The sequence below is a fragment of the Planctomycetota bacterium genome (genome assembly GCA_039182125.1).
Lineage (GTDB): Bacteria > Planctomycetota > Phycisphaerae > Tepidisphaerales > Tepidisphaeraceae > JBCDCH01.
Genome location: JBCDCH010000013.1, coordinates 1 through 14,968, shown reverse-complemented (window position 1 = coordinate 14,968; position 14,968 = coordinate 1). Strand labels below are relative to the sequence as shown.

The following is a 14,968-nucleotide window of genomic DNA, read 5'->3' as shown; positions in this document are numbered from 1 at the left end:
TAACATCACGGCCGTGCCACGCTCCGCCCCACAAACCTCCACCCGGATCGCCGTGCGCAACGCGGTGCTCTGGGGGCTGATGGTGCTGACCATCGCGGTGGGCAGTGTTCTCGGCCGGGGCAATCCTCTGGAACCACTGAACACGCTCGTGCGCATCGGCGATCTGAGCGTCCGGCTGCCCGAGGGCTTCAACGTCGACACGCGTACCACCGACACGGGCAAGGTGCTCTTCGCCGACCGGGACACGGTGGAAGTTCGTGTGCTGGTGCGGGACGACGTGTCTGCCCAGGACGCGCTCAAGATGTTTTACACCGGACAGGCGATTGCGACGGAGCCGGTCCTCATGGCCGGCCGGCCCGGGACGCTGGCGACCTTCGTCGAGCCGGGCCAGGAGCCGCGCGTCACGCATGTCGCGATGGCGGACACCGCCGACGGTCGGTTGTTGCTGATCGAGCTGGCTGCGACGGGACGACCCGACGCGCGGCGATTGCTGTTGCTGCGTCGCATCGTCGATGTGGCCGTGCTCGAACCAATCCCGCCCGGCGGCGTCGAACGATAGGAAACCCCATGCACTTCATGAATATTCAACGTATTGGTCTCGGGATTCTCTGCGTGTGGCTGCTCGGCGGGCTCGCGCTGACACAGGCGCTGGCACAAACGCCCGGCGCCCGGCTCGGGCCGATGTTCGAAGGCCAGACCAGCGGCGTGAGCTTCCGACCGCCGGCGGAGTTGGCCCGGGTCGACGCCCGGCCCGGCGAGATCGCGCGCTACAGCGGTGCTGGCACGTTCGTCGTGCGGCGCATCGACCTGCCCGGCCAAGGGTACCCGCTGGATTCGGTCGTCGAGCCGACCACGCGGCCGGACGATAAACCGACGTTTTCGCCGGGCATGACCGACTACATCGCCGGAGAGCAGGTCCGCAACACCGCGGGCAAACTGCTCCGCAACGAGGTCATCCCGACCGCCAACGGCGAGATCGGCGTGATCGTCCTCGACCAACAAACCGTCACCGGCCGACAGGTCAAACAGATCGCGCTGCTGCGGCTTTCCGACAACATCTATTTCCAGTTCACCTACACGATCCCCGCCGATCAGGACGCGCTCCTCGAGCAGCAGCCGGACGTGCTCGCGGCAGCCGCGACGTTCAGCGACCTCATCGACACGGTCCGGCTTGTCGACCAACGCGACTTGCGGATCGAACAGGAAGACCGGCTCATCCGCTCACGCACGCTGCTGGTCAATTGGACCGAGGCGCGGCTGCGCGAGGTGCTGCACGAAAGCGAGTGGGTGCGGATCATCCAGAACGGCCAGGACATCGGCTACACCGCCACGTTCACGGGCATCGGCGAGGCGATCCCCGATCTCGCCGAGCTGGCCGTGTCCAAAGGCGAGCCGGGTTCGGGCGACGGGACCGGCATCCAAATCGGCCTGCGGTCGCGGTTGCGCAGCGACGACGCCAACGCCGTGACGATCGACGCCGAGCAACGCATGTTCGCCACCTTCGACCGCAGTCGCGAGCGTTGGACCACGCTCACCACGACGGTCAACCCGCAAGGCGAACGCGTCGAGACGTCCTTCCTCGAAGAAGTCGGCGTGACGATCGAGCGGACCAAGGCCGTCCGCGATCCGGCCGGTGTTGACGGCGTGCGGCTCACCAAGGAGTACACGCTCACCGTCACGCGGGGCGGGGCCGACGGGAACGACCCGGAGGTCGTGCGCGAGTTGCCACCGTTCTACCTGCCACAGGCGTATGCGACGCTGTTGCCGCGGTTGTTGCCGTTGGACCGGCAGCGTGGTTATCTGTTTGCCCAGTGGGTGCCCGACCGGGCCGAGATCATGCTCCGGTACATCGACGTGCTGGAAGAACAGGAAGTTCGGCTCGGCACACAGACCGTGACAGGCATCGTGATCGAAGACCGCATCGGACTCGAGGGCAGCAAGACGCGGCACGTGTTCGACACCGCGACCGGCCGGTATCTCGGAAGCACCAACCCCGAGGCCAAACTTCTTCTCTTGCCCGCGACGCAGGACGAAGTCGAAGCGATCTGGAACTGACGCTCACAACACCACCGGCACTTCCCGGCCGGCGCGACTGCTCTGATAAAGGCCGTCGAGCACACCGATGACCGCGAGCGAATCCTCCGGCGGCACCGGTGATGGTGCGCCCTCCCTGACGGCTTTGGCGAAGGCGATGCACTCGACCGCGTGGCCACCGAGATGGGTGTCCATCGGGCGGACGATCGTGTCACGGAAGTGGTTGGCGTCGTTGTCGGTCTCGAGGATTTTGACGTCGCTGTCATCGCCGAAGTACGCGCCGGCCTTATCGCCGTAGAGCCAGATGGCGACGTCGCCGTTGCCGCGTGTCGGGTGGTGGAGCATCCAGGACGTTTCGAGCACGAGCGTGGACCCGTTGTCGAACCGAACCATGCCGGCGGCGAACTCCTCGACGTCGACGGCGGCGGGGTCTTCGAGCTTGCCGCCCCACTCGCTCCACGCGCCGGGCTTGTTGGCGAGCTTGGTCACGGCGGTGCCGGTGACGCTTACGGGTTTCGGATGGCCCAGCAGGTGGAGCGTGAGATCGAGGACGTGAACGCCGAGGTCGATGCACGGCCCGCCGCCGGCTTGTTCCATGAGCAAAAAGCCCGGCCGCGTCGGGATCGCCCCACGCCGCAACCACCATGCCCGACTGTGGTACACCTCGCCGAGCCGGCCCGCGTCGACCAGATGCTTGAGCGCGACCGACTTGTCGAGGAACCGAAAGTTCTGCGCGGTCATCACCAGCCGATCGGCCTTGTCACGCGCGTCGATGATCTGCCGGACTTCGGCGACCGTCGGCACGAGCGGCTTCTCGCACAGGACATGCTTGCCCGCTTCGAGAGCCTGCACCGTAAGCGGCGCGTGGAACCGGTTGGGCGTGCAGATGTCGACGATGTCGACCTCGGGATCGGACAGCACGTCCTCGACCCGTTCATGCAGGCGGTTGATGCCGTGTTTCTCGCCCCAGGCTTTGAGATGCTCGGCGTTGGGGTCGACGCCGGCGACGACCTCGGCGTCGGGCGACTTCTCCCAGCCGGGCATGTGCGCCCCGATGATCCCACCGGTTCCGATGCAGGCAACCTTGAGCATGCCGACAGCGTACACGCTGGTGCCTAGACCGCGATCCACTGGCCGCCGTTGACACGGATCTCTTCACCGGTGAGATGGCTGGCCAGATCGGACGCGAGGAAGAGAATGACCTTGCCGACCTGATCGCCTTCGGGGATGCCCTCGCGCTTGTCCCACAACGGCATGACCTTCTCGGTGTGCTCGCGACGGGCGGCGTTGGATTTGAAGAACGGGTTGACCATCTCAGTGAAGATCGTCCCGGCGGCGACGGCGTTGACGCGGATGTTCCGCTTGGCCACGAGCCGGGCAAAGCCGAGCGAGTAACAAAGCTTCCCCGCCATCGCGGCACCGTAACTGGTCGCGCTGCCTTTGTTGTTGGCAATCGAGGTCAGGACGATGATGCTGCCGCCGCCGCTGTCGTCCATCGCATCGGCCGCCGCGGGGAGCAGCGCGTGGGTGCTGTGCAGGTGAACCTTGACGACGCGATCGAAGTCGTGGGGGTTGGTGTCATCACGTTTGGAGATGCCGGCCGAGTGGACGAGCACGTCCAGCTTGCCGAAGTGTTGGACGACGTCGGCGACGAGCCGAGGACCGACCTCCGGGTCGGAGATGTCAGCCTTGAACGCCTTGCTGCCCTCGATCGCGTCTTCGACTTCGGCGGCGCGTTTGTCGTTGGCGGCGTAGTTGATCGCGACACGGCAGCCGTGGGCCGCGAGCATCTCCGCCGCCGCCCGCCCGATGCCGCTGGTGCCGCCCGTGACCAGGGCGACTTTGCCGTCGAGATCAAAAACCGAGTCCTGCGTGCTTGCCGTGCTCACGTCCGCAGCTTAGGTAAGCACCATGCCCGCGGAACCGCTCACACCCCAGGACGTGCTCGAACACCTGACCGGCCTGTGGGCGAGCTTCGATCAGACGCCGCCGGCCAAGAGTGTTGACCGAATCATCGCCGGGCCGCGCGACCAGGCGGTGAAAGCGATCGCGGTGTGCTGGATGCCGTACAGCACGACGCTGCACAACGCCGCGACGCTCGGGGCCAACCTGGTCGTCACGCACGAGCCGACGTTCTGGGATCACTTCGAGTTGAAGAACGACGCGTCCGATCCGAAACCGACGTTGTTGCGATCACGCGCGGAGAAAGCCGCGCTGATCGACGAGCTCGAACTGACGATCATCCGCTGCCATGATCTGTGGGATGCTTTGCCGGTGCGCGGCGTGCCGTTCGCCTGGGCGGAGCACCTGGAACTCGGCGACGTGCTTGCGAGCAAGCCGTACTACCGCGTGCATCGGATCGAGCCGCGACCGGCGTCGGAGGTCGCTGCGGCGATCGCCAAACGCACGGCACTGCTCGGCCAACCGGTGGTCGAGTTCTACGGGGATCCGGACCACATCGTCCGCACAGTGGGCGTCGGAACGGGCTGCGCTTCGGACCCGTTCGAGTTGTACGACATGGGCGCGGACTTGGCCGTCGCGGTCGATGACATCGTGCGTGGCTGGGTGGCCGGCGAGTGGTGTCACGACACCGGCACGCCGTTGGTCGTGGTCAATCACGGCGTTGCCGAAGAGACGGGCATGACCACGCTCACCGACGAACTGCGCACCGCGTTTCCCGAGACACCCGTTCATCACCTCGAACAAGGATGCACTTACGCCACGGTGACCGGTGTCGGCCTCACGACCGAAGCCCGGCGGTAGTCGGACGGGGTTTGCATCCGCTACGCTTACACCATGGCCGATCGTCCGAATGTCGTTGTGTTTTTCTCCGATCAGCAACGTTGGGACACGACGGGCCTGAACGGTTGTCCGCTGGAGTTGACGCCGAACTTTGATTACTGGGGGTCGCGCGGGACGGTGTTTCCGTATGCGACGACGCCGCAACCGGTGTGCGGGCCGGCGCGGGCGTGTCTGCAAACCGGCAAGTACGCGACCGCGGTCGGGGACGGCTGCCACACCAACGGCCGCCTGCTCCCGGCCGATCACGACTCTTTCGCCAAACGCTTCGCCGATGCGGGTTACACGACCGGCTATTTCGGCAAGTGGCACTTGGGCCGCAACGAGCACGACGAGAACCAAGCCGTGATCGCTGAAGATCGCGGCGGGTGGGATCATTGGCTCGCCGCCCAGGCGCTCGAAGCCTGCAGCGACGGTTATCACACGATCCTCTACGACAAGGACAATCGCGAAACCAAACTGCCCGGCTACCGCGTCGACGCCGTCGCCGACGCGGGGATCCGGTTCATCGGCGAGCAAGCGCCGACGGGCGAGCCGTTCTGCATGATGATCAGCGAGATCGAACCGCACATGCAAAACCACCGCGACGCTCACCCCGCACCCGCCGGGTATGAAGAGCGCTACCGAGGTCGATGGACGCCGCCGGACTTGCAGACCTTGCCGGGCGTGCCGGGCTTCTACGAACACCTCACCGGCGGCAACGCCCAGCAAGCCCTGCCCGGCTACCTCGGCTCGATCAAGCGTCTCGACGAGGCGTTCGGCCGTGTGATGGACGCATTGATTTCCTACGGCATCGCCGACAACACCATCGTCGTCTACACCTCCGACCACGGCTGTCACTTCCGAACCCGCAACGACGAATACAAACGCAGCTGCCACGACGTGAGCATTCGCGTGCCTTGCATGATCCACGGCGGCCCCTTCACCGGAGGCGGCCGCGATGAACGACCGTTCCAACTGACCGACCTTGTGCCCACCCTCTGCGACGCCGCCGGTGTCAACGCGCCCGAAGGCGCACACGGCAAGAGCGCGCTGGGCGACTTGCCCGACGAGGCGTTCGTGCAGATCAGTGAATCACACTTCGGCCGCGCGGTGCGGACCAACCGTTGGAAGTACGCGGCGATCGCTCCCAACGCCAAGGCAAGCGATCGCCATGCGAACGACCTTGTCGAAAGCCACCTTTACGACCTCGTCGCCGACCCGTACGAACTGGTCAACCTCGCGGGCCAACCCGACTACGCCGAGGTTCGCGCGGACATGAAGCAACGTCTGATTCGCCGCATGGAGCAAGCGGGCGAACCCACGCCGACCATCGCCGACACCCATCGACCCAAGCACGAGATCGGTCAACAGGTTCAACGCGAAACTCGCCCGAGCGATGACCTTCATCCGTTGACGTCGTAAACCGCGCTCATTCCTTGATCGACCAGTAGTTCACACGGTCTTGCGACTTGAGTTTGTAGGTCTGCGTGCCGTCGGCGCTCTCGAAGCTCAGCATGACGTGCAGCCGATCACGGTCGGCCATGGTGTAGGTGCCGAAGAGATTGCCGCCGATGTGCACTTCGAGTTCGTAACCGCCGTCGACTTCGCCGAGGTACTTGATCGTGCCTTCGACGGGCGTGAACGGTTGGAGGCGGTTGCTCTTCTGGTCGGGCAAAAGCGACAGGGTCACATCCTCGCCCGCCGCGAAGTCGAAGTCGCGCAGGTACAACGGCAACGCATTCACGGGTACGACATCCCCGCTCACCGTACCGGTCTGGCGCCCTTCGCCGGGCATGTAGCCGAAGCTGAAGTAGTCGTACCCGTCGCCGGTCTTGATGTACTGCGCGAACGTCGTACCGCACCACTCGCTCTCGCTCATGTCCATGCGGGTCAGTTCAAGGCCATCGACCGTGAGGTGTGAGGTCGTGGTGAACTTGTAGTCGTAGTTCGGCGTGGGCACGACTTCGATCTGGTTGTGCTTCCAGACTTCGACGGTCTTGACCGAACCGCCGGTGGCTTTGGTCCAGGTCGCGGTTTCGTGCTGTTCCTTGTTGGTCAGGAAAATCGCTTCGTACGAACGGGCCTTGCCGTAGATCACACGGGTCGCGTCATAGGTCGCCTTCTCGACCAGCCCGTCGTACCACGTCGAGTCCTGATCCCAGGAAACTGGCTGTGATGTGTCGGCGGACGTCGTCATCAGCGCCACGCTCAAAAGCAATGCGTTCATACCCCATGCTACGGAGCACGTTTCGGCACGGTTCAAAACGTATCGGACCCGAACTCCGACACGTCACGACGAAAAATGCGCCATCGGCCTTGCGTGGCATCGCATTCGAATCGTACATCTCAGCGGTGGGGGATTACAGCTTCGGGGAACCACTCTAAGAGGCGGACGCCTCGGGACGGAGATGAACGATGTCGGCGTTACTTGAGATGGATACATGCAAAGTCGGATCCGGGTGGACCCCGGAGGTGGACATGGTGATCACCGCGCTCGAAGCGGGTCGAGGCCAGACGTTCAGCTACAACCGGCCCAAGGGCGATCGCCGGGACGTCGCCCGGCTGCAACACCGCGCCGTCGCACACATCCGACTCTTCGCCGACGCCGAGGGCACCGACGCATGGGTCGTCTACACCCGCGACATCGATCACCAAGGCATCGGCTTCGTCTCCCGCGAACCCCTGCCGTTGGGGTTCAAAGGCATCGTCGAGATGATGGGCCCCGACGACCAGCCGTTTTCCGCGGCCTGTACCGTCCACCGCTCGCGATCCTGCGGCGAAGGTTGGTACGAAGGAGCTCTGTTCTTCCACAACCGACGCCCCGACTTGGTCGTGCCCATGCGGCTGTGCGATTCCGATATGGACTAGGGGGGCTGATTCGGCGACGATCACGGGATGCTCGCATTCCTGTTGTTTGCCGCCCTGCTACAGCCGGCAACGAAGCCGGCAGAGGCACCTGCGATTTTCGAACTGCCGCACGTCCGGGCTGATCTGGACGCGCGGCAGTTGCGCATCGCCGCGGAGTCGTTGGCATTAGACGTGCCGCTGGAGTTCGTCTGCGTCGTGGCCGGGACGGCGGATCACGAGACCGTCGTCCGCACCCTCGCCCGGCCCAGCGACATCCACGCCGCCGCCCTGGTGCTCGGGCTCGAGCCGGGCCAGCCGATCCGCTGGAGCCCGGCCAAGCAGGAGTTCCTCCCCCCCGCCGGCCCGCCCGTGCGGATCAGCGTCGAATGGGCCACGCCCGCCGGCGACGTGACCAAGCCGGTCGAGCAGCTCATCCGCCGCATCGACAACGGCGAGCCGATGCCGCCGCGGACCTTCGCTTTCGTCGGCTCCCGCACCGCGCCCGACGGCACCTACGTTGCCGACGTCACCGGCCAGATCGTCTCGCTGGTCAACTTCGAGCACACCGTCTTCGACGTGCCGCAGTTGGCGAGCGACTCCAACGAGCTGCTGGAGTGGGAGCTGAACCCCGTCACCGCCCCGCCCGGCGGCACGGCGGTGACGCTCATCATCGAGCCGATCGGTGACGAAGCGAGTTTACCGAACACAAAACAGAAAGCGGTCTCGTTGGACGAGCCAATCGGGGTCGACCAGGCCCGGGTCGATGCGTTGACGCGGCAATGGGAGGCAGCGGTGCTGCCGGGCGCGGACTCGGTCCGCCTCGCCGCCCAGACGCATTACGACGTGATCGCCGCCCTCCGGGCCGAACAGGACCGTCTCATCGCCGAGGCCGACCGATTGCAGCGGGTCATCGACGAGCTCGACCGCAAGTACCAAGATCTGGTTACCCCCCGGCCCGGGCCGACCACCCAGCCGGGCGGCGAATGATTGCGAGCTTCGACTGGATCGTGCTCGGCTTCGCGGCCGTGGCGTTGGGCGTGCCGGTCGTGGTGGCATGGACGACCGGCTGGCGGCGCGGGTTGGCGCTGGCCGTGGTGATTGACGCCGTTGCGCTGTGCTGGATGTTCCTGCCACTCACATGGAGCGGCTGGTTGATTGTCTATATTTTGCTCGCCCTCTTCAGCCTCTGCGCTTGGATGGGAGCCCGGCTCTCGCCGACGCTGACGTTGATGTTCGGCATCGCGTGGCTGAGCATGCCGCTCTGGACGAGCGTCGGCGGCAACTGGATTGACGTCCATCCGTTACTCACAGCCAATGCCATCAGCGGATTCGGACCTTGGCTCGAGCAACCACTGCCGTACGAGCTCACCGCGCTCGGGACCGAAGTGCCGTACGCATTGTCTGATCGTTGGGTAACGACCGCGCTGATGCATGGCGTCCTCGGGCTGATTCTCGGGGCTTGCGGGTTCGCCGAGCGGCGAGTCAGTAGGTCCCGTCGTCCTGAGCCGACGCCCCACCGGTGAGTTCCGCGATCGCGGCGATGCCCTTGCTCATGCCAAGTCGGGTCGCGCCGAAGTCGAGATAGGTGCGGCAGTCGGCGAGGGTGCGGATGCCGCCGGAGGCTTTGACGTGGAGCCCGGTGGCGTGTTCGACCATGAGCTTAACGGCCTGCTCGGACGCCCCGCCGGCGGGATGGAAGCCGGTGGAGGTCTTGATAAAGTCCGCCCCGCCGGTGCGGACCACGTCGCAGGCGTGGCGGATGATGTCGCCGGTCGGGTCGGCGGCGTGGAGGGCCGCGGACTCAACGATGACTTTCACGACGATATCGGACCTGACCGCCCGGCAGCCGGCGACGACCTCGCGGACCTCCGCAGTGGCTCGATCGACGTGACTTTCGATGAGCAATGGCAGATGCAAGACCATGTCGATCTCTCTCGCCCCGTCCTTGGCGGCTGCGGTGGCCTCGATGGCTTTGACGGTGGGCTTGGACGTGCCGTGCGGGAAGCCAACGACCGAGCAGACCTTCGTCCGCCCCGCGACACGGTCGGCGACCGCTTTGACCCATGCGGGTGCGACACAGACGGACGCGAAGCCGTGCTGGACGGCTTCATCCGCCACGGCCATCACCGCATCCGTGGATGCCTCCGGATTGAGAATCGTGTGATCGATCTGGGCGGCAAGCGTGGCGGGGGTCAAGTCGGGCATGGGTCAGGCCTCCAAAGTTCCACGTGGAACATGGGTGAATCGAGACAACAGGCGGGGCGTGTTCCACGTGGAACACGTCAGTCTTCCAAGCGAACGCCGAGCTTGGCAAGCAGGTCGTCGAACTCGTCGAGGCTGCCGTAGTGCAACGTCAATCGGCCCTTGCCACCCTTTCGGCTCGCGACCTGGGCCCGCAGACCAGTGCTTTGGCGGATCTTCTCTTCGAGGTCGGACAGGTGCGCCTCGCGGCCAGTCGGTTTGCGGGTCGCCTGCTTCGGATCCTCGGCCACGAGTCGTTCGAGGTTCCGCACGCTCAGGTTCTGCGCCACCACGGCCTTCGCAAGCCGGTCCTGCTCCATCCCGTCGTCCACGCCTGCCAGCACTTTCGCATGGCCCAGCGTGATCCGCTCCTCCACGACCAGCGTCCGAACCGACTCGGTGAGCTTCAGCAGCCGCAGGTGATTCGCGATCGACGAGCGGTCTTCGCCAAGTTCCTCGGCCAGCGCCGCTTGCGTCAGGTCGGCCTCGTCCATCAAGGCCTGGTAGGCTTCGGCACGCTCGATCGGGTTCAGATCGGCCCGGTGGATGTTCTCGACCAGCGCCAATCGAGCCTGCGTCGTCGGGTCGGCCTCGCGGACCAGGGAACGAATCGTGTCCAGGCCCGCGAGCTCCGTTGCTCGATACCGCCGCTCGCCGGCGATCAGCTCAAAGCCGTCCGCCTTGCGCCGCACGACGATCGGCTGGATCAACCCGTTCGCCTTGATGCTGTCGGCCAGCTCCGAGAGGGCGGCGTCATCAAAAGACTGCCGCGGCTGACGGGGGTTCACCTTGATCTGGCCAAGGGATAGCTCGAAGACGCGAGCGTCATCCGGCAGTTCCGCCGGCGAACCGACCTCGCGGCGAACGGGGGCGGGCGCGGTCGAGTCCGGCGTGGCATTCTCCGGAGCAGCCGATGGGGCGGCGGGCTTTGAGGGCGACGGCTTCGAGGCGGTGGGCTTTGAGGCGGGGGCCGACTCGGCCTCGTTCTTGTCCATGCTCAGCAGGCTGCTGAGTCCACGCCCAAGCCGAGGTTTGGCTGCTTTCTTCGCCGACATCCGTGTACCTTTCGATGAGACGCCCGCAGTGTAGGGCGGCCGACGAGAATCGCCAGTCACCCTCAGGTCAACCAACTTCGAGTCATGCGTCGGCATAAATTGTTTTATGATCATTGATCACATGTGATTCCCGCCGGATTCTGAAAGTCGCGGTGGGGCGTTGCACTTACTAACATGCGTTGCCCGATGGCGTGCCTCAGCAGTTCGCCGCAGGGTGTTGTCGCCTCGAAGGAACGAAGCCACGGGACCGCGTGCCCCTCACTGAGCCCATCTCATGCCTTACTCGCTCTTAGAAACCACCGCCGATGAAGCCATTCTCCTCGACGCCGAAAGCGGCGGGACGGTCAGCAGTGAAGGCGGCTCCAACCGCTGGACGCTCAACTTCGGCCCCCAGCACCCGGCCACCCACACGACCCTGCGCCTAGTCCTCGAGCTCGACGGCGAACGCATCGTCAAGGCGACCCCGCACATCGGCTACCTGCACTCGGGCTTCGAGAAGCTCGGCGAGCACCTCAACTACAACCAGTACGTCACGATCGTCGACCGCATGGACTACTCGGCGCCGATCTACAACGAGCTGGCCTGGCACAACGCGGCCGAGCGTTTGATGGGCATCGAACTCACGCCGCGCTGTAAGGCACTGCGCACGATTGCCGGCGAGCTCGGCCGCATCCAGTCGCACCTGCTCTGCGTCGGCGCGGCCGGCCTCGACCTCGGGGCGTTCACGTCCTTCCTCTACGGCTTCAACCAGCGCGAGAACATCTACGACATCGTCGAGTACATGTCCGGCAGCCGCTACCACACGTCCTGGACCCGCGTCGGCGGCCTCAACCAAGACCTGCCCGACGAGGAGGTGTTCAAGAACCTCGTCCGCCGGTTCATCAATGAAGAGCTGCCCGGTGCGATCGGTGACATGGAGAAGCTGCTCAACCGCAACAAGATTTTCCGCGAACGCACCCGCAACATCGGCACGCTCAGTCGGGATGAAGCGATCGCCTGGAGTCTGACCGGACCGATGGCACGGGCGTCGGGCGTGAAGCGGGACTTGCGCAAGGCCGAGCCGTACCTGTGTTTCGAGGACAACTGGGACGGCAAGGGCACGTCCGGCGTCGACTTCCAAGTGCCGGTGATGGAGGAGGGCGATGCGTTTGCCCGCTTCTTCTGCCGTGTCGAGGAGATCAAGCAGTCGGTCAAGATCATCAACCAGCTGCTCGACAACCTCCCCGGCGGTCCGGTCAACGTCAGCCCCGAGGGCAAGGAAGTCCTCCCGCCCAAGGATCAGGTCTACAGCTCCATCGAGGGCCTGATCCAGCACTTCGAGATGATCATGACCAACCGCGGCTTCACCGCCCCGGTCGGCGAGGCCTACGGCCGCATCGAGTCCGCCAACGGCGAACTCGGCTACTACATCATCTCCGACGGCGGCAACGTCCCGTTCCGCGTACGAACCCGTCCGCCGTGCTTCGTGAACTACCAAACCTTCGCCAAGCAGATCGAAGGCCACAGCATCGCCGACGTGGTGGCGGTGATCGGTAGCATCAACGTCATCGCGGCGGAGTTGGACCGTTAGGGCGTGGGCTATGATTTAAGACGTATCGCTTTCACTCCGTCGATAACGTACTTCTCGATTTTTTCTTTCTTTGCGAGGCGATCAAGAATGCGAGCAAGTACATCGGGTTGCTTCGGAAGATCCTTGCCGTCCCATTTAGAAGTGAAATAGTTGAATCCAACGTAACCATCCGCGAATTTCTCCTCCGCCCGACTCAGTTCGGATAAGACAGCCGTTTCAAGACTGTTGTCCTCCGGGAAAAGGGACTCTGTTCCACCCTTAATTGGCTTCGCAGGCTTGGGTTCGTGAGCGAAGGAATCCAAACCATCGGTAAAATCGACGTGATCGAAAGCGGCTAGTCTCAGCGCCTTCGAGAGTCCGATTCCCTTCCAACTCGCGATGTAGACCTGCTTTCCGAGCAAGCGGACTCCGTTCTATTCCAGGCAAATGATCGAGGTCACCTGACGCCAATATCAACGAATCAAACGCATCGACTGCAGCCAGTCGAAGCATGTCAGCAACCATCGTGGTATCAACTTGCTTCTCCTGCGTGTAACGATTCCTGTGCCCGCAGTTCTCACAGGGTGGCGAGGTGTACGATCGCCTCGCGTATCGCCGGACGTAAAACCCTGGAGTAGAGTCCAGTTGGCCTAAAAAGCGGTTCAGACCTTTCTGAGATTCTGTTTCGCCCGCTTTACCCGTTTCTGTTCCGGTGTAGTAATACGCGCCGGCTAGTCGCTGCCCATTGACGGCTTTGACCAACCACTCACTCAGCCTCTGAAAATCGACTTGAAGCTCTGTCGCTTTCTTCCAACCGCGGTAAAAGTTCTTTCCATCAAAGAAGATTGCGACGCGCATCGAAAATCTCGCAAAAAAAGGTCGGCTGTCGTAGCGACAGCCGACCCGGGAATAGTCTCGCGACGTTCCCAGACGGGCACGCCGCGGTCAATTAACGACGCGTGTAAGATAGGTACGTCCTACGCGCGGTCAAGTTCAAATCATATCGGAATTCCGCGTTAGGTGCGCCAGAATTGGCCAACGTGGAAATTCGTCGCGGGTTAGCTTGGGGCAGCGACAACACGCGCGAATCGCCGCAACTTATCTGAGGATGTCGCTCATCAACCGCAGACACCCGCCGCGGTAGCCGCTTCCGAAGAGGTGCAGGTGGTTGAGGTGGTGGTGGAGTTCGTAGACCTGCACGCGGCGATTGCTGCCGGGTGGTAGGGGGAATGCGTCGGCGTAGGCGGATTCGAAGTTCGGGCCGAGGTTGCCCATCCAGCGGAGCATGCCGAGGTCGGCTTCGCGGCCGGCGTAACAGGCGGCGGGGTCGAAGGTTGTGGGGCGACCATGAGACTCGGCGAGGTTGCCGGACCAGAGGTCGCCGTGGATGAGGCAGGGCGTGTGGTCGCCGCCGGCGAGGAGTTGGTCGAGCTTCGCGTCGAGTTGGTCGCCGAGCCGGCGGACCTCGGCGTCGTGGATGAGTTCGAGCATCGGCCGCAGGCGGCGCTCGCGCCAGAACGTGACCCAATCCTCACACCACGAGTGGGACTGCGGCGTACTGCCGAGCGCGCCGTCGACGTCGAAACCAAAACGATCGACCGCACCCGCGGAGTTGCGATGCAGTCCCGCGAGTGCCGTCCCCCACGCCGCCGCGTCGTGCACCGGTTCGAGGTCGAGCCACTCCAACACGAGCACGCATTCATCAACATGCAACACCGCCGGCACGCGCGGCCCAGCAAACTGCGCCAGTGCCCGCAACCCCGCCGCCTCCGCCGCGAATCCGCCCGCCCCCGCGCCGCCCTTGGCAAAGACGGTGCGGCCGTCCGCCAACTCCACCCGACTCGCCTCCGCGATGCACCCGCCGCCGACCGGCGTGCTCCGCTTCACCGCCACGCCCAGCGCCGCCGCAACATCCACCGTAACGCTCACGCCATCTCCTGAAGCTTCGCCACCAGCGCCGGCATCGCCGACTCGATCAGATCCAACACGCGCTCGAAGCCGTCATCGCCGCCGTAGTACGGGTCAGGCACTTCGGGCACACCTTCTCCCGGCACGAACTCGCCGAGCATGACGATCTCCGCCGGACCATCGGCGCGGGCTTGCAGGTCGCGCAGGTTCGCACGGTCCATCGCGATGATCAGATCGAAGTCGTGGAAGTCCTCATCGGTGACGCGGCGGGCGATGCTGGTCAACGCGTAGCCGCGGGCACTTCCCGCAGCGCGCATGCGTGCGTCGGCAGGGTCGCCGGCGTGGTAGCCGATGGTGCCCGCCGAGTCGACATGCACGCCGTCCGCCAACCCCTCCTGCTCCAATGTCGATCGCAGTACCGCCTCCGCCGCGGGCGATCGGCAAATGTTCCCGAGACAAACCATGAGCACGCGTGGCATACGCGTGACCGTATCGCAGAACCGCGGTGCGGGGCCACGCACCGCAAAAACACCGGAAGCCAAAAACGACCCGG

16 protein-coding genes are annotated in these 14,968 nt (G+C 64.5%); 8 read left to right on the top strand and 8 right to left on the bottom strand.

Annotated elements, in window-relative coordinates:
• Window positions 1-13 precede the first annotated feature (13 nt).
• Together AAGD32_05105 and AAGD32_05100 are read left to right on the top strand one after the other, a co-directional pair.
• Window positions 14-559 carry a hypothetical protein gene (locus tag AAGD32_05105; GenBank protein ID MEM8873619.1) on the top strand — a complete coding sequence of 182 codons (546 nt, stop codon included), beginning with the start codon at window positions 14-16 and terminating at the stop codon, window positions 557-559.
• A gap of 17 nt (window positions 560-576) precedes the next feature.
• Window positions 577-2,055: a hypothetical protein gene (locus AAGD32_05100; GenBank protein MEM8873618.1), complete on the top strand. Its 1,479-nt coding sequence runs from the start codon at window positions 577-579 to the stop codon at window positions 2,053-2,055.
• A gap of 3 nt (window positions 2,056-2,058) precedes the next feature.
• Here the strand turns inward: AAGD32_05100 and AAGD32_05095 are convergent, their stop codons facing one another.
• Both AAGD32_05095 and AAGD32_05090 read right to left on the bottom strand, forming a co-directional pair.
• Window positions 2,059-3,126 (bottom strand): Gfo/Idh/MocA family oxidoreductase, encoded by a 1,068-nt coding sequence (locus tag AAGD32_05095; GenBank protein ID MEM8873617.1) that lies wholly within the window; start codon window positions 3,124-3,126, stop codon window positions 2,059-2,061.
• Between the two features lie 23 nt (window positions 3,127-3,149).
• A complete protein-coding gene (locus AAGD32_05090; GenBank protein MEM8873616.1) occupies window positions 3,150-3,923 on the bottom strand; it encodes an SDR family NAD(P)-dependent oxidoreductase in 774 nt (257 codons plus the stop codon).
• Window positions 3,924-3,945: 22 nt separating this feature from the next.
• Between AAGD32_05090 and AAGD32_05085 the strand changes: the two genes are divergently transcribed.
• On the top strand, window positions 3,946-4,797 hold the full coding sequence (locus AAGD32_05085) for a Nif3-like dinuclear metal center hexameric protein (GenBank protein ID MEM8873615.1): 852 nt from the start codon (window positions 3,946-3,948) through the stop codon (window positions 4,795-4,797).
• Window positions 4,798-4,830: 33 nt separating this feature from the next.
• Window positions 4,831-6,237, top strand: a complete 1,407-nt coding sequence (locus AAGD32_05080) for a sulfatase-like hydrolase/transferase (GenBank protein ID MEM8873614.1) — start codon at window positions 4,831-4,833, stop codon at window positions 6,235-6,237.
• A 7-nt stretch (window positions 6,238-6,244) separates the two neighbouring features.
• Here AAGD32_05080 and AAGD32_05075 read toward each other — a convergent pair whose 3' ends face one another.
• Complete coding sequence (locus AAGD32_05075; GenBank protein ID MEM8873613.1) at window positions 6,245-7,042, bottom strand: hypothetical protein; 798 nt, start codon at window positions 7,040-7,042, stop codon at window positions 6,245-6,247.
• Window positions 7,043-7,293: 251 nt separating this feature from the next.
• On the opposite strand from AAGD32_05075, the gene AAGD32_05070 reads away from it, so the two are divergent.
• Genes AAGD32_05070 through AAGD32_05060 form a run of 3 tightly spaced genes read left to right on the top strand, consistent with a single transcriptional unit; the run spans window position 7,294 to window position 9,185 of the window.
• Window positions 7,294-7,683 (top strand): hypothetical protein, encoded by a 390-nt coding sequence (locus tag AAGD32_05070; GenBank protein ID MEM8873612.1) that lies wholly within the window; start codon window positions 7,294-7,296, stop codon window positions 7,681-7,683.
• 27 nt (window positions 7,684-7,710) lie between these two features.
• Window positions 7,711-8,649: a YdjY domain-containing protein gene (locus tag AAGD32_05065; protein ID MEM8873611.1), complete on the top strand. Its 939-nt coding sequence runs from the start codon at window positions 7,711-7,713 to the stop codon at window positions 8,647-8,649.
• Window positions 8,646-9,185 carry a hypothetical protein gene (locus AAGD32_05060; protein ID MEM8873610.1) on the top strand — a complete coding sequence of 180 codons (540 nt, stop codon included), beginning with the start codon at window positions 8,646-8,648 and terminating at the stop codon, window positions 9,183-9,185. The genes AAGD32_05065 and AAGD32_05060 overlap by 4 nt, the downstream gene beginning before the upstream one ends.
• On the opposite strand, the gene deoC is transcribed toward AAGD32_05060, so the two are convergent.
• Window positions 9,145-9,867 carry a deoxyribose-phosphate aldolase gene (gene deoC, locus AAGD32_05055; GenBank protein ID MEM8873609.1) on the bottom strand — a complete coding sequence of 241 codons (723 nt, stop codon included), beginning with the start codon at window positions 9,865-9,867 and terminating at the stop codon, window positions 9,145-9,147. The two genes, AAGD32_05060 and deoC, sit on opposite strands and share 41 nt — an antisense overlap.
• Before the next feature lie 77 nt (window positions 9,868-9,944).
• The gene (locus AAGD32_05050; GenBank protein MEM8873608.1) at window positions 9,945-10,958 is read right to left on the bottom strand and encodes a ParB/RepB/Spo0J family partition protein; all 1,014 of its coding nucleotides are present in this window, start codon (window positions 10,956-10,958) and stop codon (window positions 9,945-9,947) included.
• A gap of 274 nt (window positions 10,959-11,232) precedes the next feature.
• On the opposite strand from AAGD32_05050, the gene AAGD32_05045 reads away from it, so the two are divergent.
• Window positions 11,233-12,528, top strand: coding sequence for an NADH-quinone oxidoreductase subunit D (locus tag AAGD32_05045; protein MEM8873607.1), 1,296 nt, complete (start codon window positions 11,233-11,235; stop codon window positions 12,526-12,528).
• An 8-nt stretch (window positions 12,529-12,536) separates the two neighbouring features.
• On the opposite strand, the gene AAGD32_05040 is transcribed toward AAGD32_05045, so the two are convergent.
• The 3 genes from AAGD32_05040 to AAGD32_05030 all read right to left on the bottom strand — a co-directional run bounded on the left by AAGD32_05040 (window position 12,537) and on the right by AAGD32_05030 (window position 14,894).
• Window positions 12,537-12,929 (bottom strand): hypothetical protein, encoded by a 393-nt coding sequence (locus AAGD32_05040; protein MEM8873606.1) that lies wholly within the window; start codon window positions 12,927-12,929, stop codon window positions 12,537-12,539.
• A gap of 676 nt (window positions 12,930-13,605) precedes the next feature.
• A complete protein-coding gene (locus AAGD32_05035; protein ID MEM8873605.1) occupies window positions 13,606-14,436 on the bottom strand; it encodes a fructosamine kinase family protein in 831 nt (276 codons plus the stop codon).
• Window positions 14,433-14,894 carry a low molecular weight protein-tyrosine-phosphatase gene (locus AAGD32_05030; GenBank protein MEM8873604.1) on the bottom strand — a complete coding sequence of 154 codons (462 nt, stop codon included), beginning with the start codon at window positions 14,892-14,894 and terminating at the stop codon, window positions 14,433-14,435. Before AAGD32_05030 ends, AAGD32_05035 begins: the two co-directional genes overlap by 4 nt.
• Window positions 14,895-14,968: the final 74 nt, after the last annotated feature.